Here is a 23,158-nt window from a genome sequence, read left to right as displayed (position 1 = left end):
GACATGTTCTGGAGTGAATCATCCTTCCGGCATGAACATATGCATTCAACGCACATGTCTAACCAGTAAACTGGAGTAACTCTCATGAACACACAACACGTTAAAGCACTCATGGTCTTGCTGAGCGCTAGCATAGCCCTCGGATTCACAGGCGCCTCACAATCTGAGGGTCACCAGGAAGGAAACAACAATCACCCAGACTATGGGTATCACAACAACCGTGACTACCGAGGCAATGGCGGCTATGACGGTGGGGCTAGCTTTGGCTTTGGTCTGCTCTCAGGTGCAATTCTTGGCGGCGCAATCGCAGACCCGTCTTATCCCTACTACTACCGATCATATCCCGCACCCTACCCTTCTTATCCCGCACCTTATCCGTATGGTTATGGACCGGTGTATGCGCCTGGCGGATAATCGTGCATCTACTCAACGCGCGAAATACCTCGTTCAAATTTCTGCTTTGAGCAATTCTGAGTAGGCATGATTTAGCCATAGTTTGATCCGTTGCCTATCCATCAAACCAAGACCGGTTTCGGCTGTGGCTGAGTGCTGAGCAGACCAGAAGCTGCTGTTTTGACGATCAATTTTTTGGGCAGCGGCGTCATGTAGGTGTCGAAGCGTAATCACCTTCGCACCGAGTGCTGTCGCACGTTCGAGTTCGCCGGACTTTTCCAGCAAACTAAAATCATTGCCGCGCAATTGATTCAGCACCACCACATGACCAACCCGATCACCAAAACGATCGAAAACGCGAGCCAATAAATCGACAGAGTCGCGTCCCGAATCCATGACATGCCAATAATTCAGCGCAAAGCCTGATTCGTCGGCCATGCCCAGCACGCCAGATTCGTCCATCCAGCGCATCAGTGGTTCATGGGTCTGTGCAGCCAAATCAACCAGAACGCGCCAACCAGGTTGCGCGACGGCGGCCTCAATGATGCTATCGAGTGCCTCATAGCGGTCGATCAAGATGGGGGATGCATAATCGCCATAAAACCGCAGCAACGCACCGTGCGAACGATCAGTGTCGAATCCGACGAAAGGCATCCGGCGATCAATCAGAAATTGAGCCACCAGCCGAGCGACCATGGATTTACCCACGCCACCCTTTTCTCCGCCGATTAAATGGATGTTGGACGTTGCAAGGCTATTTAGTCGTGTGTTCATGTTGATCAATCGCTGTTTATCTTGCGACGATTGTACGTTCGATTTGTTGGTTCAATCGAAATAATCTCTGCCCATTCGCGTCCAACGTTCAGGTCATCACGCAATCGGCGATCAGGGCCTGAAGGTCTATTTGCAATATGATCGTATTTTTGACGCACGGGGCCAGCTACTCTGGTGTGGCTGAGGATTCAAACCTGGAGAACGCCATTGGGATCGCCTTGCCATCAACAAAGTCAGCGAGCTAAGCCCAAAAGCCCAATCGTAAAACACACAGGAGTATAAAAATCAGTGACCAACAGATGCAACGTATTGCCAAAGACTTGAAAGGTTTCGTCAGCGAAGTGGCATTTCTCTCGCAAATGACACCGGGGGTTTTCAGCGTCCGCTATTTCTCGTCAGAGCGAGAGGTGCAATTCTGTGGGCACGCCACCGTTGGGATGATGTATGACTTAATCAAGACAGACCCAGTGCTTGCACAACAGGCAGTGATTCAATTACACACCAACAAAGGCGTTTTACCGGTTGAAAATAGAGTACGACAGCAGGATGCCGTCTTTATTCACGCACCGACACCGGCATACACGACAGTTCAAGCCGGTTTAGCAGAAATTTGCGCCGCCATGAACGTGCGCTTAGATCAAATCGATCAATCCATACCACTCGGGTTGGTTAACGCTGGCAATCAAACCCTGTGTATTCCCCTGAAATCAATGGTCGACGTGATCGAACTGCAACCTGATTTTGACGCGGTTTTAAGTTTCTGCCAAAAGTTTGATCTCGATGTCGTTACCATTTTTACGACTGATACCGCCGATCCGTTGAATCAAATCAGATCGCGAGTGTTTGCAGCGACGTTTGGCTATCTGGAAGATCCCGCGACTGGGTCTGGTAACGCAGCCTTGGGTTACCACCTGCATCGCAGTGGCAAGTGGGATGGTTCTGCGATCCGTATCGAACAAAATGCAGAACGTTCAAACCCCAACATCATCCGCCTAGCGACGATCCCTGACCTCGAGCACGGCATTCGCGTCATCTTCGGAGGCGGGTCAATGACACGAATCACCGGACATTATCACGTCTAATCCGAGACGCCATCTCAATGCCGTTTAAAAAACGACGACGAGAACCCCTTAAAAGGGTCGCTCACCTGCGATGGTGACCCGATGCCCGCTGCGAGTATTTGGCCAATAATCCCACATGGCCCGATGTTGAACGCAGCGGTTATCCCAAAACGCGATTGAATTCTTCTGCCAGCGAAAGCGACACTGAAATAACGAGTTCTCAAGATGATCGAAAAGATATCGCAGCACCCCTGCACTCTCGTCAGCAGGTACACCAATCAAATGGCTGGTAAAACCGCGATTGACGTACAACGCTTTTCGCCCTGTCACGGGATGCGTTCTGACCACAGGGTGCTCAGCATGGGGATAAACCTCTTTATCAGCGACACCAAAGTTTTTATAAGTGCCTCTATAGACTGGTTCGCCGTCGTGAAAAGCGCTCAATCCCTCTAAATAGATTTTCATCCGATCAGACAAAGCGTCATAGGCAGCGTACATGCTGGCGAACAGCGTATCGCCGCCATACGGTGGGCAAGTATGAATATGCAGAATGCTGCCCATGGGTGGTTGTTCGTCGCAACTCACATCGGTGTGCCACCCTTCGCCGTTCGCGCGGTTTGAATGCTCATCGGCGTGGATTTTCATCAGCGCGGGCAGACCTTCGACATGCGGGGCGGCGGGATGAATATGTAAATCGCCAAACAGTTGCCCAAACGCCAAATGTTGTTCTTTGGTGATGTCTTGATTTCTAAAAAAAATCACTTGATTTTCAGCTAACGCCCGGTGAATCTCAAGCTGTTGCTGCTCAGACAATGTTTGCGACAAATCAACCTCAAAAATCTCGGCACCAATAATCGGTGTGAGTTTTTCAACCCTGATGGCCTTATACGGCCCGTTGTCTTGCAACGTATGCCGGTAACGAGGGCCATTGTTGCCTCTGAGTGAAGTTGCTTGCATGTTGTTTGCCCCGTCTCGTTATTGTCTGCGTTTATTTCGCTATTGTCTGTATGGGTGTTATACACCAGTATCGTTTGGCTCTCAACCCTACCGACCCTCAACCGAGCCGACTGTCTGATAACAGACAGACCCGCCTACCCGAGCCCCCCTACTCTGAGTGCTTACCGAGTTAACCGTTTAGCGCTAAAGGCGAAAACCATGACCTCAGCATCCTCCTGCCCCTTTTCGACAGGCAATCATAAAGTGCGAACCAGCCAGGATTGGTGGCCACAGCAACTGGATTTGACGGCTTTGAGTCAATCTTCTGCATTCTCGTGCCCCATCGGTCAACACTTTGATTACGCATCCGCCTTCAAGCGCCTAGAGCTGACTGCTGTCATTCAAGATTTGAATCTTTTGATGACAACCTCACAAGACTGGTGGCGCGGCGAGTGGTGCCCAGCGCTTTGCTCCGCTCAACAGTTGGCCCGATAACGTCAATCTGGATAAGGCACGACGTTTGCTTTGGCCCATTAAACAAAAATATGCAGAAAAGCTGTCGTGGGCCGATTTGATTGTCTTGGCAGGAACGATCGCACTGCAGTCGATGGGGCTGAAGATCATCGGCTTTGGTGGTGGACGCGAAGACGCCTGGCACACAGATCCGACGTATTGGGGGCCTGAAGTCACGTGGCTTGGCGATACCCGTTATACAGGCAACCGTCAGTTAGAAAACCCTCTCGCCGCAGTGCAGATGGGATTGATTTATGTCAATCCCGAAGGGCCAAATGGTGTCCCTGATCCACTCGCGTCAGCAAAAGATATTAGAGAAACTTGAGAAAAGATCTTACGCCCATCTCGCGTACAGGGACGATCGGCAATGCTGTCTTGGTCAGTGCAGACAACCCAGCCAAGAACCTTGCCGAACTGGTCGCTGACGCCCGTGCCCATCCCGACGAGTTCACCTGTGGATCATCTGGGACCGGCGGTCAGATTCATCTCACGTGCGAAATGTTTAAAACGGCTGCTCAACTCAAGGTCTTACATATCCCCTACAAGGGGACAACGATGCTGATCCCAGATTTGATCACCGGTCGAGTCACGATGACGCTAGATAACATCCCACCTTATATCCCACTCATTAAGTCTGGGAAAATCAAAGCCTTAGCAGTCACGATGCTCGATCGCTCGCCTCTCTTACCAGAGGTACCCACCATTGCAGAATCCGGATTTGCGGGTTTTGACTCGGTTGCAGCCTACGCATTTTTTGCACCAACAGGCACGGCTCAACCGATCATTGACCGCTTAAATGCGGAGGTAAATACAGTGTTGCTTGATCCCGAGCTAAAGGCAAAGTTGCGCGAGCAAGGCATTGAAATTGCAGGTTCTACGCCAGAAGCAGTATCAACTTATCTCAACAATGAAATCGCAAAATGGGCAAAAGTCATTCAAGAAGCGAACATTGCCCAAGAATGAATCCAATGAAATGCTTTGCCGCGGGGACGTGTTGGTTTGCGTGCCCCCCGCTTCGTCCATTACAGTGCGGATACTTTCAATTTTATCGGTCACGCCAAAAATGGGCATTACTCATGAGTGAACTTGCCAAAGCAGTATTTGGTTATGCAATGTTGCTAGGCATCGCCTGGTTAATCTCTGAAAATCGAAAAGCTATTCGTTGGCACACGGTCATTGGTGGCGTGGCCTTACAAACCGTCTTTACCATCATGTTTTTCAAGATCGCCGTGTTGAAAACCATGATTGCCGGCTTAAACGATGTGATGCAAAGCCTGTTGACAGCGACCAGAAGTGGTACCAGCGCGGTCTTCGGCTATCTGGGCGGGGCGCCATCTCCTTTCACTGCGTCTGGATCGGGTTCTTCCTTTATTCTTGCATTTCAAGCACTGCCCATCGTGTTACTCATGAGTGTGCTGTCTGCCCTGTTGTTCCATTGGGGTGTTTTGCCTCGCTTGGTCAAGTTGTTTTCAATCGTTCTCGAAAAAATCATGAACGTCAGCGGGACCGTTGGGCTATCCACCGCTGCCAACGTATTTCTCGGCATGGTCGAAGCCCCCCTGCTCATCAAACCGTATCTCAAACGACTCTCCAGAGGCGATTTGTTTGCGGTGATGGCTGTCGGTATGTCTGGGGTCGCTGGTTCAGTGATGGCGTTATACGCGGGCATCCTCTCAGAGCGTGTGCCTGATGCGCTGGGGCATATCCTCATCGCCTCGTTTGTCAGTGCCCCTGCCGCACTAGCCTTCTCAGCGCTGATGGTGCCTTCAGAAAAAGGCGCGGGTGACTTACCCGTTCAGATTCAGCAGATTGACACGAATAGCTTTGACGCCATCGTCAGGGCAACGTCTGAGGGATTACACACGATCGTGCAAATCGGCGGTACGCTCATCGTTTTTATCTCGCTCGTGACACTTGTCAACGAGCTCTTAAGTTGGGTACCGTTTGGCGCTGAGCATGTCACCTTACAACGGCTTTTGGGCTATGTGATGGCACCTCTCGCTTGGCTCATCGGTATCCCCTGGAGCGAGTCACTCGTGGCGGGTTCTCTGCTGGGTACCAAAACGGTGTTAAACGAACTAGTTGCTTACATCGATATGGCCGACTTACCTGAGGCGGCTCTCTCTGCAAAAAGCCGAATCATTTTGACCTATGCCATGTGCGGTTTTGCCAACTTAGGAAGCCTGGGCATTTTAATTGGTGGCATGACCGCCATGGCGCCCAGCCACCGGAAAAACATTCTAGAACTTGGGGTGAGGACTATCGTCGCAGGAACCCTCGCGACCTTATCCTGCGGCGCGATTGTTAGTTACCTCGTCAGCTGAGACGTCACGTTTGAACCGACGCAAGGTCAAGAGCCCGTTGGGCGCCAGCGCACTTGACCGAGCGCCTTTCAGTGTCAAAAGCTAGTCGTAGTGAATGACAGTTCGGATGGATTTACCGGCGTGCATCAAATCGAAGGCCTCGTTGATCTGCTCAAGTGGCATGGTGTGAGTCACAAAGGGATCAAGATCTATCTCGCCCGCCATCGCGCGTTCAACCATCCCAGGCAATTGGGTGCGCCCTTTGACCCCACCGAAAGCAGAGCCACGCCAGACGCGGCCCGTGACCAACTGGAATGGCCGTGTTCGGATTTCTTGACCAGCGCCCGCCACACCGATGATGATGCTTTCACCCCAACCTTTATGACATGCTTCCAAGGCCGAGCGCATCACCTCAACATTGCCAATGCACTCAAAACTGAAATCAACCCCTCCATCTGTCATTGCAGCAATGACTTCCTGTATCGGCCGATCGTGATCTTTCGGATTGATACATTCAGTTGCCCCCATGACCGTCGCTAACGCAAACTTGTCAGGATTTGTATCCACACCAATGATGCGACCAGCCTTGACTAATTTTGCCCCTTGAACAACTGCCAAACCTATGCCGCCTAAACCAAATACGGCAACCGTATCCCCTGCTTTGACTTTCGCCGTATTTTGAACAGCACCCAGCCCCGTGGTCACCCCACAGCCTAACAGGCAGACTTTCTCGTGCTCAGCCGCCGGATTGATTTTTGCTAATGAAATTTCAGCGACAACGGTGTACTCGCTGAACGTGCTTGTGCCCATGTAGTGATAGATGGGCTTGCCTTGGTATGAGAAACGTGTGGTGCCATCGGGCATCAACCCTTTACCTTGTGTTGCCCGAATCGCCTGGCAAAGGTTGGTCTTGCCTGATAAACAAAACTTGCAAGCACGACACTCTGCCGTGTAGAGCGGAATCACATGATCGCCCGCACTGACACTGGTAACGCCCTCGCCCACTTCCACAACAACCCCAGCGCCCTCGTGACCGAGCACTGCAGGAAATATCCCTTCGGGATCATCGCCCGACAGCGTAAACGCATCGGTGTGGCAGACGCCCGTATGGGTGATCTTGACCAGCACTTCGCCTTTCTTTGGCGGTGCAACATCAATTTCTACCATCTGCAATGCCTGCCCGGGACCAAATGCAACCGCTGCTCTTGACTTCATTGAGTTCACACCAAATTTGGACATAATGTCTCATGATATACAAATGGCTGCGCAGAGGGAAATGATGGTCGACGTCTATGCAGACGCTGGGGGCAACCCAGCGCTGTTCTTTGACTTTTTTAGATTTTGTTTAAACTTGTCAACTTAAGCCAAAACCAAAAGTGCATCTAATCGCTTATTACTGATACTGGACCACCGACCATGAAAAAAATAATCCTTGCCACTTGCCTGCTTACGGGAATCATCGCCAGCGGCCCCACGCTCGCCCAATCAAGTTCACGGCTCGATGAAGTACTGAAATCCGGCAAATTACGCGTCTGCTCACCGGGCGATTACAAACCCTTTTCTTTAGCCAAGCCCGATGGCACGTTTGAAGGTCTCGATATTGATCTGATCCAGTCTGCTGCCAAGTCCTTGGGTGTACAGATTGATATGGTCAAAACATCTTGGCCAAACTTGCTCGCTGACTTCAGCGAAAAGTGCGATATCGCCGTCGGGGGGATTTCGACATCCACAGATCGCGCAAAGCGAGTCGGCTTTATGACGGCCTACATGGTCAACGGCAAGACCCCCATTGCCTTGTGCACGAATGCAAAAAAGTTTCAGTCGGTGGCTGATATGAACAAACCATCCGTCAGAGTGATCACCAATCCGGGAGGCAGCAACGAAAAATTCGTGCGCGCTAACTTAGCTAGCGCTTCCATCAACGTCTTCAATGACAACGTCACTATCTTCGATGAGATTGTCAAAGGCAATGCTGATGTGATGATTTCAGAGTCCGTCGAGGCGATTGTTCAGGCAAAGGCTAAACCGTCGCTGTGCGCAATCAACCCAGACAAACCCTTGCAATATGGAGAGATGACTTATCTCTTGCCTCGCGGCGACCTGCCGATGAAAGCATGGTTTGACACCTGGTTGCATCTGAGCAAATCGTCGGGAGAATACACACGTATCGTTGACAAGTGGCTCAACTAAACCTGTAGTCACCCAGAGAAGCCAGCGCATTCAATGGTTTACGATAGGATGCAAAGGCGACTGTCGTCACCCTAATTACCTATAATCGGCTCGGATTGTTTAACTGCTAAACAATTCATTGGGCTTCTAACTCAAGATCGGAGACACCATGCAACATCGCCCCCTCAGACAACGGTGCGCCCTCGTAGGTTTCTCGCTGTGTGTCGCAACCTCGGCCATGGCACAGGATATCAAGATTGCCCATATTTACAGCAAGACAGGTCCGTTGGAAGCCTACGGCAAACAGACCCAGACCGGCTTCATGATGGGCCTTGAGTATGCGACTGCTGGATCCATGATGATCAATGGTCGAAAAATTGTTGTCATCGAGAAGGACGATCAAGGCAAACCGGACTTGGGTAAGAACCAGCTTGCTGCCGCGTATGGGGACGACAAGGTAGATCTGGCGGTCGGCCCGACCGCCTCTCCCGTTGCTTTAGCGATGTTACCGGTCGCCGAAGAGTACAAAAAGATTTTGCTGGTTGAACCCGCTGTCGCCGATTCAATTACTGGCGACAAATGGAACAAATATATTTTCAGAACGGGGCGCAATAGCAGCCAAGATGCGATTTCAAATGCCGTTGCGCTGGATAAGGAGGGGGTCACCATGGTGACCATGGCGCAAGATTCAGCCTTTGGTCGAGACGGCGTAAAGGCCTTTAAAGAGGCCATCAAAAAAGCAAAAATCATTCACGAAGAATATCTTCCACCCGCGACGACTGACTTCACGGCTGGTGCGCAGCGCATGATCGACAAATTAAAAGATCAACCTGGCCGCAAAGTTATTTTCATCATCTGGGCGGGCGGTAACCCATTCAAGATTGCAGATATGGATTTGAAGCGTTTTGACATTGAAATTGCTACCGGAGGCAATATTCTGCCAGCAATGGTCGCTTACAAGCAGTTCCCCGGCATGGAAGGTGCGACCTATTACTACTATGACCTACCGAAGAACCCCGTGAATGACGCCCTGGTCGAGCGGCACACCAGTCAATTCAAAGCGCCACCAGACTTTTTCACTGCGGGTGGTTTCTCGGCTGCGATGGCTGTTGTCACTGCTTTGAAAAAGACCAATGGTGATACGAATACGACGAAGTTGATTCAAACCATGGAAGGCATGAGTTTCGATACACCCAAAGGCCCGATGATTTTCCGCAAAGAAGACCACCAAGCCCTGCAAAGCATGTACCACTTCAAAATAAAAGCAGATCCCGCAGTGGCATGGGGCATCCCTGAGCTGGTGCGTGAAATCAAGCCCCAAGACATGGATATCCCCGTCCGAAATAACCGCTGATCTCTTTATTTCTCATGCTAGAAACCCGAGCACTCACTGTTCGTTTTGGCGGTCATGTCGCTGTCAATGCAGTGTCTTGTACCTTCACGCCAGGAGAACTCATTGCCATCGTGGGCCCCAACGGTGCAGGCAAAACGACCTTTTTTAACCTTATTTCAGGTCAGTTGCCTGCGACCGACGGGATGGTATTTCTCAATGGTAAAAATATCACTCCCCTGTCCGCTCCTGCCCGAACGAGGGCAGGTCTGGGGCGAGCCTTTCAACTGACAAACTTGTTTCCGAACTTGTCGGTGCTCGAGAACGTGCGCCTCGCCGTTCAAGCGATCAACACCGGACCTCATCGACACGGTTTAGATTTGTGGCACATCTGGAGCGACCACCAACGATTGACTGAGCGAGCCCAAGAGATTTTGGATCAAGTGTCGATGACTGCACAACAGGCAACCATCGTTTCAAGCCTCGCCCATGGCGCTCAACGTAAACTCGAAGTAGCGATGCTGATGGCGTTGGACCCAAGTGTCTATTTGTTCGACGAACCCACGGCTGGGATGAGCCATGACGAGGCACCGATTATTCTGGACTTGATTCGTGAACTCAAAAAAGACCGATCCAAAACGATTTTGCTGGTTGAACACAAGCTTGACGTGGTGCGAGAACTAGCAGACCGGATCATCGTTTTACACAATGGGACGCTCGTTGCCGATGGACTGCCTGCTGAAGTCATGGCATCAACCGTCGTGCAAGAGGCCTACCTCGGCAAAGCGGTCACGCCGGTATGAATAAGAGCTTATTAACGCTGGCTGACGTTCACACGCATATTGGGGCGTATCACATTCTTCATGGTGTTGATCTGACTGTGCCCAAAGGCGAGCTGACCATGCTGCTTGGTCGCAATGGCGCTGGAAAAACAACAACACTTCGTACCATCATGGGCCTTTGGAGATCGAGCCAAGGGCGTATCTGTTTTGCAGACCAAGACATCACTGCTTTACAAACACCTGACATTGCACAAAAAAGCATCGCCTATGTCCCCGAAAATATGGGGATCTTTTCGGATCTAACCGTGAAGGAAAACATGCTGCTTGCTGCCCGCCATGCCAACACGGTTGCTCAGATCGATGAATCTCGCTTGCAATGGATTTTGGGTTGTTTTCCGGCCATTGAAAAATTCTGGAACCACCCAGCTGGCAAGCTATCAGGTGGGCAAAAGCAAATGCTAGCCGTTTCACGAGCGATCATAGAGCCAAAGGATTTGCTCATTATTGATGAGCCAAGCAAAGGACTAGCACCCGCCATCATCAACAACATGATCGACGCGTTCAAGCATCTAAAAACCAGTGGGGTGACCATTTTGCTGGTCGAACAGAACATACATTTCGCTCAGCAATTGGGGGACACGGTTGCCGTGATGGATAACGGTCGAATCGTTTATACCGGGCAAATGCAGGCGCTAGCAGAAGACACCGCCTTGCAACAGTCTTTGCTGGGTTTGTGTTTATGAAGCTATCCCGTCGTCTTGCCGCAGATCGCGACCTATGGCCTCTGTTGCTTGTGCCGCTGCTTGCTTTGGCGGTCTGGCCATTGATCCCGTCAAGCGCCACATGGGCGACCTTAACGGTTGCCGGATTAGCGATGGGTATGATCATTTTTATTACAGCGTCGGGTCTGACGCTGGTGTTTGGTTTAATGGATGTCCTTAACTTTGGTCATGGGCTTTTTATCGCTGTGGGCGCTTTTGTGGCGACTACCGTGATGGGTGCGATGGGCAACTGGTCAGCATCCGGATTTTGGTGGCAAAACATGGTGGCTTTGCTCGCCGCGATGCTCGTTGCAATGAGTGTCGCCGCCGCTGTTGGACTCGTGTTTGAACGACTCATCGTGCGGCCAGTCTACGGTCAGCATCTCAAGCAGATTCTGATCACCATGGGCGGGATGATCATCGGCGAAGAACTCATTAAAGTCGTCTGGGGGCCTCTGCAAATTGCACTTCCCTTGCCTGTGTCACTGCGTGGTTCATTGATCGTGGGCGGCGCTTCGATCGAAAAATATCGACTCATCGCGGTCGCGATCGGCTTATTGGTGTTTGGATCGCAGAGCTGGGTGCTCAGTCGAACCAAGCTTGGCTTGCTGGTTCGGGCGGGCGTACAAGACCGCGAAATGGTCGAATCCCTCGGCTATCACATCAAACGATTGTTTATCGGCGTGTTTGTGACGGGCAGTGCGCTTGCGGGCCTTGGCGGGGTCATGTGGGGTCTGTATCAACAAAGTGTGGTGGTTCAAATCGGAACACAAGTGAATGTGCTCATCTTTATTGTGATCATCATTGGTGGCTTAGGCTCTACTGGCGGGGCCTTGATCGGCGCTTTGCTTGTCGGACTCATGGCCAACTACACGGGGTTTCTAGCCCCAAAGTTGGCTCTGTTTTCGAATATCTTTTTAATGGCAGTGATTCTGCTGTGGCGGCCGCAAGGCTTATACGCCGCTAAACGATGAGTTAACGCACATGTTTAAACGTCTCTTGTCGAACGATCTGCCGCGCAGTCGAATATTGACGGCCTTGCTTGCGTTCATTGTGCTCAGCCTCTTGCTTGCCCCTTTTATCTTTCCCGGGGTCAAAGCACTTTCGGTAGCGGCCAAAATCTTGATTTTTATTGTGCTGGTGGCGGGGTTTGATCTGATCCTTGGATTTACAGGCATTGTTAGCTTTGCTCACACCATGTTTTTCGGTATTGGTGCCTATGGCATTGCGATTGCGTCCAACATCTGGGGGCCTACTTGGGGTTCGTTAGCTTCAGGCCTTGCGCTGGCCCTTACCCTCTCCTTTGTATTGTCGCTGTTGATTGGTTTATTTTCGCTGCGTGTTCGAGCCATTTTCTTTGCCATGATTACGCTGGCAATTGCCTCAGCGTTTCAGACGCTGGCATCCCAATTATCCGATTTCACAGGTGGCGAAGACGGTTTGAGCTTTAAATTGCCCAAAGCCTTGTTGCCAGGGACTGAGTTTTTGCCTGATCCTTTCTGGGGGGTAGATATCACTGGCCGATTGCTTTGCTACTACCTGCTTTTCGTCGTTGCGTTGATCATGATGCTCTTGATGCTTCGCATCGTTAATTCGCCTTTTGGCAGGGTGCTGCAGGCCATCCGCGAAAATGAATTTCGTGCAGAGGCCATTGGCTATCGGGTGGTGGTTTATCGAACGCTCTCAAGCGTCATTTCTGCGCTGTTTGCTTGTGTCGCGGGCGCCATGCTTGCTATCTGGCTACGCTACAACGGGCCGGACACATCGTTGAGTTTTGAAATCATGATGGACGTCTTGCTGATTGTTGTCATCGGCGGCATGGGTACTGTCTATGGCGCCGTTGTTGGTTCAGCCCTGTTTTTGCTCGCCCAGAGCTATTTACAAGACCTGTTGAAGATTGCCAGTGAAGCGACGGTGGCAATCCCGATGCTGTCTGCCTTATTGTCACCAGACCGTTGGCTGTTGTGGCTTGGGCTCTTGTTTGTCTTATCTGTTTATTACTTCCCGACTGGCGTGGTGGGTCGGTTACGCGTCAACGCACGTTGAAGTTGCTCATCCCCCGTTATGGGGTAGAGCCGCAAACCCAGAATTGCGGAGCAAAACAAAAAGCCCCACATCGCTGTGAGGCTCTTGAATATTGGCTCCCCGACCTGGACTCGAACCAGGGACCTGCGGATTAACAGTCCGTCGCTCTACCGACTGAGCTATCAGGGAATAGTCACTAGGACTAAGCGCGAAACTATAGCATAAATTGTGACAGTTTGCACGCCGAGGCGCAGAACAAGCTCATCAGACAACACGATTATTGTAGACCAAGCGACTATCGCAGCTCTGATATAATTTTCGGCTGTGCCGATGTAGCTCAGACGGTAGAGCAGCTCATTCGTAATGAGAAGGTCGAGGGTTCGATTCCTTTCATCGGCACCAGCAAGGTCAGAATCAGGCAATAATAAGCAAACACGACTCCCGGGTGGATCAGATATGCTTAATAACGATTCTGCAGCAATGGCCAACGTTGATTCAAACTCGATTGATTTAGATCAAGCGATCAGTCGATTAGAAAATGGCTTTCAGCCTACCCCGATGGTGGCGGTTGCTGATCTCACGAAACATTGTCAGTTGCTGACAAAAAAATCGGCAAATAAGCGCGGCGAGATCTCGAGCAATCAAGTGCTCGTGGCTGCCACGGATAGGCACGGGCATCTATTTTTAACAGGCAAAGTCTATTTGTCCTTTGCGACCGTGCAGGTGGGTTATCCGAACGCACATACAAATAATTATTTGCTAGATATGGATGAAGGGTTAATTGACCCAAAATACTTCTATTACTTTGTCACCTCAAATATAGGTCGCGAGTTGCTGAGCTATCACGACGAAAAAGCCGAACGTCAGTCAGCTAACGGCGCTAGCGCTGAAGGCACCGCGCTGAGCGTCATGCCGTCAATCAGAATCCCAGTGCCTTCCCTTGAGGTACAACGAAACATCATTCACAGTCTTGAGCTCGTCGATCAAGCAAAAGATCAAGTAAAAAACATCGCGGTTGACATCAAAAACTGTTTACTGGGCACCGATGGTCACTATTTTCTGAAGGGCAAAGTTCAAACCATCATCGACGTGTGGAACCATCTCACAGAATATGAAATTGTCAAAAAGTACACGTATGCCGGACAGTCGGTGAACGTCGAGTTTCAGCCAACCTTTAGCTTAAACGTGACCAAGCAGACCAAAGAGAAAGCGGTTGAAGATTTGTCGGTCACCACCGTGGCGGCGTTTTTAAACACCTCAGGTGGCGCACTGCTGATTGGTCTCACCAGCGATGGGCAATTAACCGGCATAGAAAAAGAAGTCGCCAAGTTACATAAGTCTGACGACAAATTGCTATCGTCGGCGCAAGCCACGATTGAGTCTCGAATCGCGCCTCAATTTCATTCATTCATCACGTATGGTTTGGTTGAATGCGACGACAAGATGGTCTTGAAGATAGATTGCAAGGCCGCCCCTGCCGAGGTTTATGTCGACGGTAAAGATTTCTATGTCAGAACTCAGGCAGCGACAGAAAAACTAGACGGGCCTGATTTGGTTCATTACATCAGAGGACACTTCAAGACCGTTTAAAAGTCGTCGCCTTGACTTGCTTCGATCCAAGTTTCACTTCTATGTGGATCACGTAGCATGATCTCTCTACCCATCAAAGCATCGATTGCGCAGCAAGTCCGGCAGATGACTGGCGGTAAAGGTCGGCCGACTGCATTTCTTGAACCTAAAGGCGATCCGGGTCTGTTCGGGCCCGATTCGATGGTGTGGCAAGTGCATGCGCACTTTATCCCCATGCTCGTGGGGGGATTGTCTTCCCTACTGCTTCAAGCGTTACACCCACTTGCCCTTGCTGGCGTTTGGGATCACTCGTCATTTCGGCAAGATTTAAAAGCACGGCTTGGACGTACCGCTTTTTACATCGCCTCAACCAGCTACGGTGGTCGCGACATGGCCATGCAGTCCATTGAGAGAGTCCGCAATATCCACCTCAAGGTCACAGGTAGCTTGCCGGACGGTACCGTCTATCGTGCCGACGACCCCACCTTACTCAAGTGGGTTCACCTTGGTGAAGTCTTGAGCTTTTTGGGTGGGTATCAACAATTTGGTCACTCTCCGTTGCTGCTGCAACAAGAAGATCAATACATCAACGAAATGGCACTGCTCGGTGAGCTACTAGGCGCTGAGGGCTTACCTCACAGCGTCACCGAAGCAAACTGGATGTTGCAAAGCTATCGATCAGCACTCGTTTTCAATGAACGTACCCGTGCAGTCGTTGAGTTGATCGAGCACTTTCCCTGTCGGCCAGTGGATCGCCCAATACTGAGGCTGGTCATCGCGGCTGCGTTTCATTTACTGCCGGATTGGGCATTACGGCTGCTCAATAAGCCGCCAGCCAGCGCGGGGGAAAAGGCCTTCGTCAGATATGCCCTCAAACTGTTGGCACACCCCATTGACTGGGCGTTGGATTCAGAGGGTGTCGCTGCCTATTCTCGCCTTCGAGTTCAGCCGAGTTAAGGGCCTGGGCTGTCAATCGGGTCTTGTCGAATGGCGGGCTTATATTTAAGGGCTTGAGCCGGCTTGTATTCACAACTTGCCGAGACCTCGTTTGCAACCACTTCCGCGCCAAATAGTGTTTTCACCCCGCACGTCGATTGAAACATCCCGCTTTGATTATGCCCCACATTGAGCACTTCGAAAGCGTCATGGTTAATAAAGGTGAAAGGGGTCGCCACAAATCGCTCGTAGGCCATGTAGCGCCGCGCACGTTGGATGCGCGTTGTGCCTTGGGCTTGGGCTGCGCAAGACTTATCGAGGTTATTTTGTTGAGGATTATTGTCGGCAGTCCCCATCAGATAGGTCACCTGGCGTTGCAAATAACGCTCAAGCAAAGCTGGTGCCGAAACATTGCCGCCAAAGCGGATCAGATCTCTGGTGCCATAACGATATTGGTCGTAGTTTGGACACGTATCGCGCCCGGCAAACGGCCCGAAGGTGGTTTCTGATGTCGGACGATCTTTCGTAAAATACAGGTAGGCTGATGGGTTGGCGACAACGTACTTGAGGTCGATGCCACTGTCACGAATACGTTGATCAATCTGATTCAACACGGCATAGCGGTGAACCAATTGACCACCTGCAGAGTGACCAGCAAAAACGATTTTGCGCAGCGACGGGTACTTGTTTTTATCGGCCAGCATCAACAGAAATTTATCCATGACTTCGTACGAGCTCAATCCGCCGGGGCCTGTTAATGCATCCAAACCACTTGCCCAATCAAATTTACCCCACGTTGGCAACCCCGTATACCCTTTGCCTACATCTTCGGGTGAAACGAACTGCGGGGCAACCAACAAGACATAAGTCTGGTCGAGATGAACCTGATTGAGGGTGGATTGAGCTGAAGCGAAATAGTTGTTTCCATCTCTACTCACGCCATGCAGCACAACGACAATTTCTTTAATGTTGAAATCCGTCTCGGCCAGATCATGGTTCGCGTAGGCAGCGAATTCGAAAGGCTGTGCATTGTGTTCTAGCTTGACTCGTTGCCAAGCGGGCGCTTCAGCTTTTTCTTTGATCAGCTCAATCGCTTGAGCCTGTGCCTGAGACCACAGCAAAGCGAATGTCGCCAAGACGGCAAATCCCTTGAGCAGCATTTTCCTAAAGCTTAAAAAACTGACCGACCTTGTCATCCCGCTTCTCCCCGCTATTCTTTTTAAATCAGGTGCCCAGCTCTGATGGCTTTCGTATGTAAATAACCGGTATTGTGTTCGTTGGACGCAAACACATGTCGCACTCGCTCGATCACGTCAATGCCATGCTGGCTCAACGAGGTCACTTTAGTGGGATTATTGGTCATGAGTTTCACCTGGCTCACGCCCAGCAACTTGAGCATTTGTGCTGCCGGCAGATAAACACGCTCATCCTCGTCGTAACCAAGCTGCAAATTCGCGTCAATGGTGTCGTACCCCGCATCTTGCAGCTGATAAGCTCTGAGTTTGTTGACCAGCCCAATCCCCCGCCCTTCTTGCGCGAGGTAAAGCAGAATCCCACTGCCCGCTTTGGACATCGATTCAATGGCACCCCGCAACTGACTGCCGCAATCGCATCTTAACGAGCCAAGCAAATCCCCGGTGAAACACTCTGAGTGCAATCGAACCAACACTGGCTGCGAAAGATCAGGCTCACCAATGACGATAGCAAAGTGCTCTACCCCGCCGTCGCCCGGTCTGAAAGCAACCATCCGTGCCTGCTCTGCGTCTTCGAGAGGCACTCGCGCCTGGCTAATGATCTTTAATTGTTGTGCACCGATGGTCTTATACGACTCGATATCTTTAACATCGACCACCAACACGCCCTCGGGCGCTTCAGTCACCGGCATTGTCAAGGCAGCAGGCAATAATCTCGCCAGTTTTGTCAACAACAAACCAGCACCCTCAATCGACGCACCGTGGCTGAATTTAAACTGACCCAAATCGAGAGGCGCGAGCAACGAGGTCGGATCGGACAGATACTCGACATCATCCGCCTGCAGGGGTCGAGAGCCCCGTATCAAATAAAAGTCATGTCCTGTTTCACCTAACCCCAGCGACCGAGCTCTTTTGCCGGTGATTGCAAGCGAAATATCCCCTGACCCAGCTTGTGAGAACAGGTGAAGCGTCTCAGGCCCTACCCCTTCGCTTGAGAGCATCAGGACCAAGTGCTTGCCACCTCGAACCAAGACTGGCAGCCCGCGACGCAGATCTGCAATTGCACGATCCACTGCTGCCAAGGCCTGATCAAACTCGTATTTTTGCTTTTGAGTCGTCGACACGTTACACAACCTTAAATTCGGGATTACCCTGTATTATGCCAGTGTGATGAACTTTATCCCTAAAACCCTTACAAATCATGAGCAATGGCACGCATTTGTTCATGCTTTTCAAACATCGGCACCTGACCCTCAAAACGTCTGGTATCCGATTTTCTGGCCATTGCGTACCGCCAGCGAATCGTTCGTTATCGGTCAGCTGGGTCAGTCACTCGATGGCAGAATAGCGACCCCAACAGGCGATTCAAAATATATCAATGGCGAAGCTGGGTTAACCCATCTTCACCGCTTGCGTGCCTTGGTTGACGGCATCGTGATTGGCGTAGGTACCGCGTTGGCCGACGACCCGATGCTGACCGTCAGAAAAGTCGTTGGGCCGCAGCCAGCCAGAATCGTGATTGATCCATCAGGCAAACTCACGAGCCAGGCCCGGGTCTGGTGTGACGATGGGGTACAGCGCATCGTGATTACTCGTGCGGGTGTGCTCCCTGACATCCCTGAGGGGGTTGAACATCTGGCCATGGCAACCACCAAAGATCAGATCACCCCCCCAGCGATCCTGGCTGCCCTCGCAGCGCGAGGGTTGAAACGGATTCTCGTTGAAGGTGGGGCTGATACGATTGCGCGCTTCATTCAGGCAGGCTGCCTACATCGACTGCATTTAATTGTCGCCCCCATTATTTTGGGATCGGGTAGAACGGGTCTGTGCCTGACAGAGATTCAAAAACTCAGTGAAGCGATCAAACCATCGGTCACTGTTCACCCACTTGAGGGTGAAATCCTGTTTGATTGCGACCTTTCAGCGCACTGTGCGCAGATTCAGTCCGGTCAAGATGTTGGCAAATGCCGTCCCTGACGTCTGCCAGTTTGGCAAGGTCTGCCCGACGGCCCATGAACCGTCCGCGTATCGCGATCGCAAAGCTGAGTCGCCCACCATCATTGCGATGGCCTGCGCCAAACCAAAGATATCGCCTGGCGTGACGAGCAAACCTGCTTGAGGTGGGACGGTATCTGCGATTGCCCCGCCGGTCGTGCCGATAATCGGTAAGCCGTGCGCCATCGCCTCTGCGTAGGCCATGCCATAGCCTTCAAAATGAGACGCCAGCACAAATACATCCGACCGGCGATAGTAATTTGCCACCTCGTTCGACGATAAAGTGCCGGTCAACGTGATTCGGTTGCGCAACTGCCAGCGGTCAATTTGTTCAACTAACGTGGCTGCACACACCGCATCGCGCTCACAGTCACCAACCACGGTCAAATGCCAATTCAAATCCGGCAATTGCGCCAGGGCATCAACCAAGATATCAAACCCTTTGCGAGGGGTGATCGTACCAACAGACAATAATTCGACGATGTTGCCGTCGCTGCCGTGTGCTCTAGACGAGGCTTGAGTGCCAGGGTAGACGACACTGATTCGATCGTCTTGAACTTCAAAATCTGACAACAGACGAGCGGTGGCTCGGCTCGTCACAATGACGTGTTGCGCGTGAGCGAGGGCTCGCGTTTCGCTGACCTGCAATAGTTGCCGAGCGTCTGGGGTTAAACCATTTTCTAGCGCTAAAGGGTGGTGTACCAAGGCGATCAGCTGATAATGTTGTGCGAGTTGCGCAGCGGCCTCAGGCATTACCCCAAAAGCCAGACCATCAATCACAATCGGTGTACGGGGATCGAGTGCTGCCAGCAGCCGGTGTGCCTTGGCCAGCGTCGGCTCGTCTGGCCACGGAAAGCCATCCCCGAGCGACACGACCTCAACGTCCCAACCCAGGGCGATTAACGCAGCAATGATCTGACGATCGTAGCCGTAGCCGCCGGTTGCCGTCTGCAAATCTCCTGGGATAGCAAACGCGACACGTCGCATCTTCACAAGGTCGCTTCGTACCAGGCGCGGGCCACGTGAGATTCAGAAATCGTGACGCGGATAGCATGAAGCTCATGGCTGGCACGGCCCAGCTGGCCCGATTTGGCTGCGGCTGCCAGTTCATCGAAAATATGCTTGGTCAAAAACTCGGTCGTCGTATTGATCCCTTTGAAGGCGGGCACTTCATCAAGATTTGTGTAGTTGAGTGGTTTGAGCGTGGCCTTCAATACCTCCAATGCGCAACCAATATCAACAACAATCCCATTAGCGTCGAGCTCTTTTGAGATGAACGCGGCATCGACCACAAAGGTGGCGCCGTGCAGCGCTTGTGCCGGACCAAATACTGCCCCGCGGAAAGAATGGGCGATCATGATGTGATCACGAACTTCGACTGTAAACATGGTGATGTCCTGATTAAGCGTCGTATGAAATTGGCTGGCAAAGCACACCAGCATGAGGATCGAAAATTCTTAATAAGTAACGGCAAACGTGTTGAAAGGCAATGGGGCGCTCGATCAGCACATCCAGCGCCGGGTCGTCCAATAGTCGCATCGCGGCATTCAAACGTCTCGCATAATCCCATCTGGGTCGGTGCGAGGCAGCGATATGCCCGACTTGGCTAGCCATCAACTTCAATTGCCTGCTATGAAAAGCCCCGCCAAGCGTGACCGGTACCTGGCCAGCGCCGAACCAACTCAACTCAAGCACGGTGGCTTCCTCACCAGCCAAACCAATTGCGGTGTTCAAGCCCCCGGCACTGGCCGTGGCATGCACCACAAGATCGCAACCCTGCGGTGCATCTTGCGGCGAGGCAAACGCCATCCCGAGCTTGTGTGCTTCGTACTGTCGAAGCGGGTTGATGTCTACCAACGTCACTTCAGCGCCTGGCAATTTGGCGCAAAGGTAGCCCACCAACAAACCGATGACTCCCCCCCCGACCACGGCGATGCGATCAGCGGGGCAAGGCGCAGCGGTCCATACGGCGTTGAGGGCGGTCTCCATGTTGGCGGCTAGCAACGCACGCTTGGGCGCAATATTGCCGATCGGCACCAATGCGCTCTGAGGCAGATGCAACGTCGTTTGATGCGGGCTCAAACTAAAGACCGTTTGACCAAGCAAGGCGTCGGGCCCAACTTCGACCAGCCCCACGTTGGCATAGCCGTACTTCACCGGAAACGGAAAGTCTCCGCCCATGAAGGGGGCTCGCATCCGATCGTAATCCTCGATTGCGACGCGCCCAGTCGCCACGAGTGCCTCAGTCCCTCGACTAAACGCACTAAACATTGTTTTAACTTGGCAATCGCCTGGGTCAATTGATGCCAGTTGATGCGATCGAATTTCGGCTTGATTGGGTGCCGTGTACCAAAGTGCTTGAACGCTCGTCATACGGGTTATCAACGTATCGCTATGAAAAATCACTGATGGACGCACAGAGCATGACCTATACTTCTTGCACGCTATGACCCAGTATAAATGACCTCAAGGCAATACTTTTGCAACCCAAACCATCTCAAGACCTTTCACCAAATTTCTTGCCCCGGCGAGTTATTTTTGCCGTGCTGGTGTTGTTGACCATCCTCGCGCTTTTGTGGCTCATGTACCTCGCGTTAGGGGAGGCAAGTACCTCAATTAGCGGTGGCATCGTGTTGGCTCTGTATGCGGTCATTCTCCCCTGGCTAAGCATTGGCTTATGGAACGCCGTGATCGGCTTACTGATCATGCGCTTCAGTCAGCAACCGTTGGCAAAACTGCTGCCTGCCAGCATCGTGGTTGCGGCCAATCCAACGAACGAGACACCCATCACCGCGTCAACTGCCTTGCTCGTTTGCATTCGCAATGAGAACCCCAAGCAAGTCATTCGTCATCTGGCGTTATCTGTCGCAGGCTTAGTGCGGGCTCAAGCAGCTCAGCACTTTCATCTATATATTCTGAGTGATACCAACAACGAACAATTGGCCTTGACTGAAGAGGCTGAGTTTGAGGCCTTTAAAGCGTCGCTGGGTGACAGCTTAGCGCTGACCTACCGACGTCGCACTCACAACCAGGGGTTTAAAGCCGGCAACGTACACGATTTTTGTGAACGCTGGGGTCATCAACATGAGTTTGCGTTGACGTTGGATGCTGACAGTTTTATGTCGGGATCGGCCATCTTGCGTTTGGTACGCATGATGCAAGCAGATCCACAACTCGGCATTTTACAAGGCTTGGTCATCGCCATGCCTTCACAAAGTGGCTTCACGCGCTTGTTTCAGTTCGGTATGCGTTTAGGCATGCGCTCTTGGACCATGGGAAGCGCTTGGTGGCAAGGCGACTGCGGCCCCTACTGGGGGCACAACGCCTTGATACGGATAAAGCCTTTTACAGAACAGTGCAAACTACCGTTACTCAAACCTAATCGCGATGGCCCAAGACATATTCTCAGCCACGATCAGGTAGAAGCGGTCTTGATGCGCAGAGCGGGTTACGCTGTGCGAGTGCTTCCTCTTGAGGACGCTAGCTGGGAGCAAAACCCACCGACCTTACCCGAATTCGTTCAACGTGACTTGCGATGGTGCGAGGGCAATATGCAGTACGGTAGCCTCGTGTCACTGCCCAACCTCGCCATGGTGAGTCGAATTCAATTGATGCTTGCCATGTTGATGTTCGCGGGTGCCCCCGCCTGGATCGGTCTGATGGTGAGTGCCACCGTCATGGCAAGCGTCTCGGCACATGCGCCGTTGATGCTCAATCCTGCGCTCTTACAACTTGTCTTTACGATCACCCTCGTGATGTCGTATTTGCCCAAGATCGTGAGCGTGATTGATGTTCTGGCGAGCAAATTGCAGTTGACTGCCTTTGGCGGTGTCTTCAAATTTTTGTTGAGTTTTTTGCTTGAAACGATTTTCTCGCTACTGATTTGCCCCATCATGTGGTTTAACCAAACCGTGTTCTTGTTGCGATTGGCGACGGGCAACAGCAAAGGGTGGGCAGCGCAAACGCGTGATGACCACTCGGTCGCCTGGTTGTCTGCGTTGAGGCTCTATTGGGCGCATACGGCGTTCGGCGTCACCTGTCTTGGTCTGATTGCTCACTACCAACCCAGCCTTCTTTTTTACTCACTATTCTTTATTTTTGGATTGGTGACGCCGATCCCACTGGCGGTGATCCTATCGTGGCCTCGCGTCGGCAGATGGATGACCCGCCTTGGCATTGCTCAATTGCCAGAAGAAACATCGCCTCCGCCAGAGTTGCGTGCGCTCGAACTGCCAGCCTTGCTGGGTCGACCCTGACGCAGAGTAGGCGTGAACGGTCAGGCAACGTGTCAGCACGATCGAGGATATTGCGCACGCGGTGATCTTATTGACCTCAGCAGCCTCAAGCGTCGTGACTGGCCAAACTTTAGTCATGGACGGCGGCATTTCTTTGGTGTAAGTTCAGCGAACGTTAAGAGG

General features: G+C 51.8%; 22 protein-coding genes, 2 tRNA genes and 2 pseudogenes. 17 read left to right on the top strand and 9 right to left on the bottom strand.

What is annotated here, in order from left to right:
- The first annotated feature begins 84 nt into the window (after nucleotides 1-84).
- Nucleotides 85-414 (top strand): hypothetical protein, encoded by a 330-nt coding sequence (locus AC1W8Y_RS04685; RefSeq protein WP_482013302.1) that lies wholly within the window; start codon nucleotides 85-87, stop codon nucleotides 412-414.
- A 33-nt stretch (nucleotides 415-447) separates the two neighbouring features.
- Here the strand turns inward: AC1W8Y_RS04685 and AC1W8Y_RS04680 are convergent, their stop codons facing one another.
- Nucleotides 448-1,167 carry a P-loop NTPase family protein gene (locus AC1W8Y_RS04680; RefSeq protein ID WP_482013301.1) on the bottom strand — a complete coding sequence of 240 codons (720 nt, stop codon included), beginning with the start codon at nucleotides 1,165-1,167 and terminating at the stop codon, nucleotides 448-450.
- Between the two features lie 278 nt (nucleotides 1,168-1,445).
- Here AC1W8Y_RS04680 and AC1W8Y_RS04675 point away from each other — a divergent pair, with 278 nt between their 5' ends.
- Nucleotides 1,446-2,249, top strand: a complete 804-nt coding sequence (locus AC1W8Y_RS04675) for a PhzF family phenazine biosynthesis protein (protein WP_482013337.1) — start codon at nucleotides 1,446-1,448, stop codon at nucleotides 2,247-2,249.
- A 48-nt stretch (nucleotides 2,250-2,297) separates the two neighbouring features.
- On the opposite strand, the gene AC1W8Y_RS04670 is transcribed toward AC1W8Y_RS04675, so the two are convergent.
- Nucleotides 2,298-3,185 (bottom strand): TauD/TfdA dioxygenase family protein, encoded by an 888-nt coding sequence (locus tag AC1W8Y_RS04670; protein ID WP_482013300.1) that lies wholly within the window; start codon nucleotides 3,183-3,185, stop codon nucleotides 2,298-2,300.
- Between the two features lie 198 nt (nucleotides 3,186-3,383).
- Between AC1W8Y_RS04670 and AC1W8Y_RS04665 the strand changes: the two are divergent.
- The 3 genes and pseudogenes from AC1W8Y_RS04665 to AC1W8Y_RS04655 form a co-directional block, all read left to right on the top strand.
- Nucleotides 3,384-3,999, top strand: a pseudogene (locus tag AC1W8Y_RS04665) (peroxidase family protein); the annotation flags it as partial.
- Nucleotides 3,999-4,640 carry a tripartite tricarboxylate transporter substrate-binding protein gene (locus AC1W8Y_RS04660; RefSeq protein ID WP_482013299.1) on the top strand — a complete coding sequence of 214 codons (642 nt, stop codon included), beginning with the start codon at nucleotides 3,999-4,001 and terminating at the stop codon, nucleotides 4,638-4,640. The pseudogene AC1W8Y_RS04665 and the gene AC1W8Y_RS04660, both read left to right, overlap by 1 nt.
- A 113-nt stretch (nucleotides 4,641-4,753) precedes the next feature.
- Nucleotides 4,754-6,001: a NupC/NupG family nucleoside CNT transporter gene (locus tag AC1W8Y_RS04655; protein WP_482013298.1), complete on the top strand. Its 1,248-nt coding sequence runs from the start codon at nucleotides 4,754-4,756 to the stop codon at nucleotides 5,999-6,001.
- A gap of 81 nt (nucleotides 6,002-6,082) precedes the next feature.
- On the opposite strand, the gene AC1W8Y_RS04650 is transcribed toward AC1W8Y_RS04655, so the two are convergent.
- Nucleotides 6,083-7,195 carry an S-(hydroxymethyl)glutathione dehydrogenase/class III alcohol dehydrogenase gene (locus AC1W8Y_RS04650; protein WP_482013336.1) on the bottom strand — a complete coding sequence of 371 codons (1,113 nt, stop codon included), beginning with the start codon at nucleotides 7,193-7,195 and terminating at the stop codon, nucleotides 6,083-6,085.
- 201 nt (nucleotides 7,196-7,396) lie between these two features.
- Here AC1W8Y_RS04650 and AC1W8Y_RS04645 point away from each other — a divergent pair, with 201 nt between their 5' ends.
- The 6 genes from AC1W8Y_RS04645 (at nucleotide 7,397) to AC1W8Y_RS04620 (ending at nucleotide 13,068) form a co-directional block, all read left to right on the top strand.
- Complete coding sequence (locus AC1W8Y_RS04645) at nucleotides 7,397-8,170, top strand: transporter substrate-binding domain-containing protein (protein ID WP_482013297.1); 774 nt, start codon at nucleotides 7,397-7,399, stop codon at nucleotides 8,168-8,170.
- 148 nt (nucleotides 8,171-8,318) lie between these two features.
- Complete coding sequence (locus tag AC1W8Y_RS04640; RefSeq protein WP_482013296.1) at nucleotides 8,319-9,503, top strand: substrate-binding domain-containing protein; 1,185 nt, start codon at nucleotides 8,319-8,321, stop codon at nucleotides 9,501-9,503.
- A 14-nt stretch (nucleotides 9,504-9,517) separates the two neighbouring features.
- On the top strand, nucleotides 9,518-10,282 hold the full coding sequence (locus tag AC1W8Y_RS04635; RefSeq protein WP_482013295.1) for an ABC transporter ATP-binding protein: 765 nt from the start codon (nucleotides 9,518-9,520) through the stop codon (nucleotides 10,280-10,282).
- On the top strand, nucleotides 10,279-11,004 hold the full coding sequence (locus AC1W8Y_RS04630; RefSeq protein ID WP_482013294.1) for an ABC transporter ATP-binding protein: 726 nt from the start codon (nucleotides 10,279-10,281) through the stop codon (nucleotides 11,002-11,004). The genes AC1W8Y_RS04635 and AC1W8Y_RS04630 overlap by 4 nt, the downstream gene beginning before the upstream one ends.
- A complete protein-coding gene (locus tag AC1W8Y_RS04625) occupies nucleotides 11,001-11,996 on the top strand; it encodes a branched-chain amino acid ABC transporter permease (RefSeq protein ID WP_482013293.1) in 996 nt (331 codons plus the stop codon). Before AC1W8Y_RS04630 ends, AC1W8Y_RS04625 begins: the two co-directional genes overlap by 4 nt.
- A 10-nt stretch (nucleotides 11,997-12,006) precedes the next feature.
- Complete coding sequence (locus AC1W8Y_RS04620; protein WP_482013292.1) at nucleotides 12,007-13,068, top strand: branched-chain amino acid ABC transporter permease; 1,062 nt, start codon at nucleotides 12,007-12,009, stop codon at nucleotides 13,066-13,068.
- A 92-nt stretch (nucleotides 13,069-13,160) separates the two neighbouring features.
- Here AC1W8Y_RS04620 and AC1W8Y_RS04615 read toward each other — a convergent pair.
- A tRNA-Asn gene (locus AC1W8Y_RS04615) sits at nucleotides 13,161-13,236 on the bottom strand.
- Between the two features lie 137 nt (nucleotides 13,237-13,373).
- Here AC1W8Y_RS04615 and AC1W8Y_RS04610 point away from each other — a divergent pair.
- The 3 genes from AC1W8Y_RS04610 (at nucleotide 13,374) to AC1W8Y_RS04600 (ending at nucleotide 15,573) form a co-directional block, all read left to right on the top strand.
- A tRNA-Thr gene (locus AC1W8Y_RS04610) sits at nucleotides 13,374-13,449 on the top strand.
- 54 nt (nucleotides 13,450-13,503) lie between these two features.
- A complete protein-coding gene (locus AC1W8Y_RS04605; protein ID WP_482013291.1) occupies nucleotides 13,504-14,637 on the top strand; it encodes an RNA-binding domain-containing protein in 1,134 nt (377 codons plus the stop codon).
- Nucleotides 14,638-14,694: 57 nt separating this feature from the next.
- On the top strand, nucleotides 14,695-15,573 hold the full coding sequence (locus tag AC1W8Y_RS04600) for an oxygenase MpaB family protein (RefSeq protein ID WP_482013290.1): 879 nt from the start codon (nucleotides 14,695-14,697) through the stop codon (nucleotides 15,571-15,573).
- On the opposite strand, the gene AC1W8Y_RS04595 is transcribed toward AC1W8Y_RS04600, so the two are convergent.
- Together AC1W8Y_RS04595 and ribA are read right to left on the bottom strand one after the other, a co-directional pair.
- Nucleotides 15,570-16,748 carry a hypothetical protein gene (locus AC1W8Y_RS04595; RefSeq protein WP_482013289.1) on the bottom strand — a complete coding sequence of 393 codons (1,179 nt, stop codon included), beginning with the start codon at nucleotides 16,746-16,748 and terminating at the stop codon, nucleotides 15,570-15,572. The two genes, AC1W8Y_RS04600 and AC1W8Y_RS04595, sit on opposite strands and share 4 nt — an antisense overlap.
- Before the next feature lie 23 nt (nucleotides 16,749-16,771).
- Nucleotides 16,772-17,869 carry a GTP cyclohydrolase II gene (gene ribA / locus AC1W8Y_RS04590; RefSeq protein ID WP_482013288.1) on the bottom strand — a complete coding sequence of 366 codons (1,098 nt, stop codon included), beginning with the start codon at nucleotides 17,867-17,869 and terminating at the stop codon, nucleotides 16,772-16,774.
- 46 nt (nucleotides 17,870-17,915) lie between these two features.
- Between ribA and AC1W8Y_RS04585 the strand changes: the two genes are divergently transcribed.
- Entirely contained in the window at nucleotides 17,916-18,722 is an 807-nt protein-coding gene (locus tag AC1W8Y_RS04585) for a RibD family protein (protein ID WP_482013287.1), read from the top strand.
- On the opposite strand, the gene AC1W8Y_RS04580 is transcribed toward AC1W8Y_RS04585, so the two are convergent.
- From AC1W8Y_RS04580 to AC1W8Y_RS04570, 3 genes are read right to left on the bottom strand one after another with little or no spacing between them, the layout of a single operon-like run.
- On the bottom strand, nucleotides 18,666-19,727 hold the full coding sequence (locus tag AC1W8Y_RS04580) for a glycosyltransferase family 4 protein (RefSeq protein WP_482013286.1): 1,062 nt from the start codon (nucleotides 19,725-19,727) through the stop codon (nucleotides 18,666-18,668). The genes AC1W8Y_RS04585 and AC1W8Y_RS04580 overlap by 57 nt on opposite strands.
- Nucleotides 19,728-19,729: 2 nt before the next feature.
- Complete coding sequence (locus AC1W8Y_RS04575; protein WP_482013285.1) at nucleotides 19,730-20,128, bottom strand: 6-pyruvoyl trahydropterin synthase family protein; 399 nt, start codon at nucleotides 20,126-20,128, stop codon at nucleotides 19,730-19,732.
- Nucleotides 20,129-20,141: 13 nt separating this feature from the next.
- Nucleotides 20,142-21,113 carry a zinc-dependent alcohol dehydrogenase gene (locus AC1W8Y_RS04570; RefSeq protein WP_482013284.1) on the bottom strand — a complete coding sequence of 324 codons (972 nt, stop codon included), beginning with the start codon at nucleotides 21,111-21,113 and terminating at the stop codon, nucleotides 20,142-20,144.
- Nucleotides 21,114-21,220: 107 nt separating this feature from the next.
- On the opposite strand from AC1W8Y_RS04570, the gene mdoH reads away from it, so the two are divergent.
- Together mdoH and AC1W8Y_RS04560 are read left to right on the top strand one after the other, a co-directional pair.
- The gene (gene mdoH / locus AC1W8Y_RS04565) at nucleotides 21,221-22,996 is read left to right on the top strand and encodes a glucans biosynthesis glucosyltransferase MdoH (protein ID WP_482013283.1); all 1,776 of its coding nucleotides are present in this window, start codon (nucleotides 21,221-21,223) and stop codon (nucleotides 22,994-22,996) included.
- Between the two features lie 37 nt (nucleotides 22,997-23,033).
- Nucleotides 23,034-23,138, top strand: a pseudogene (locus AC1W8Y_RS04560) (SDR family oxidoreductase); the annotation flags it as partial.
- Nucleotides 23,139-23,158 lie beyond the last annotated feature (20 nt).

It is taken from the genome of Jezberella sp., from assembly GCF_964834465.1.
This window is presented reverse-complemented; position numbering and strand designations above follow the sequence as displayed.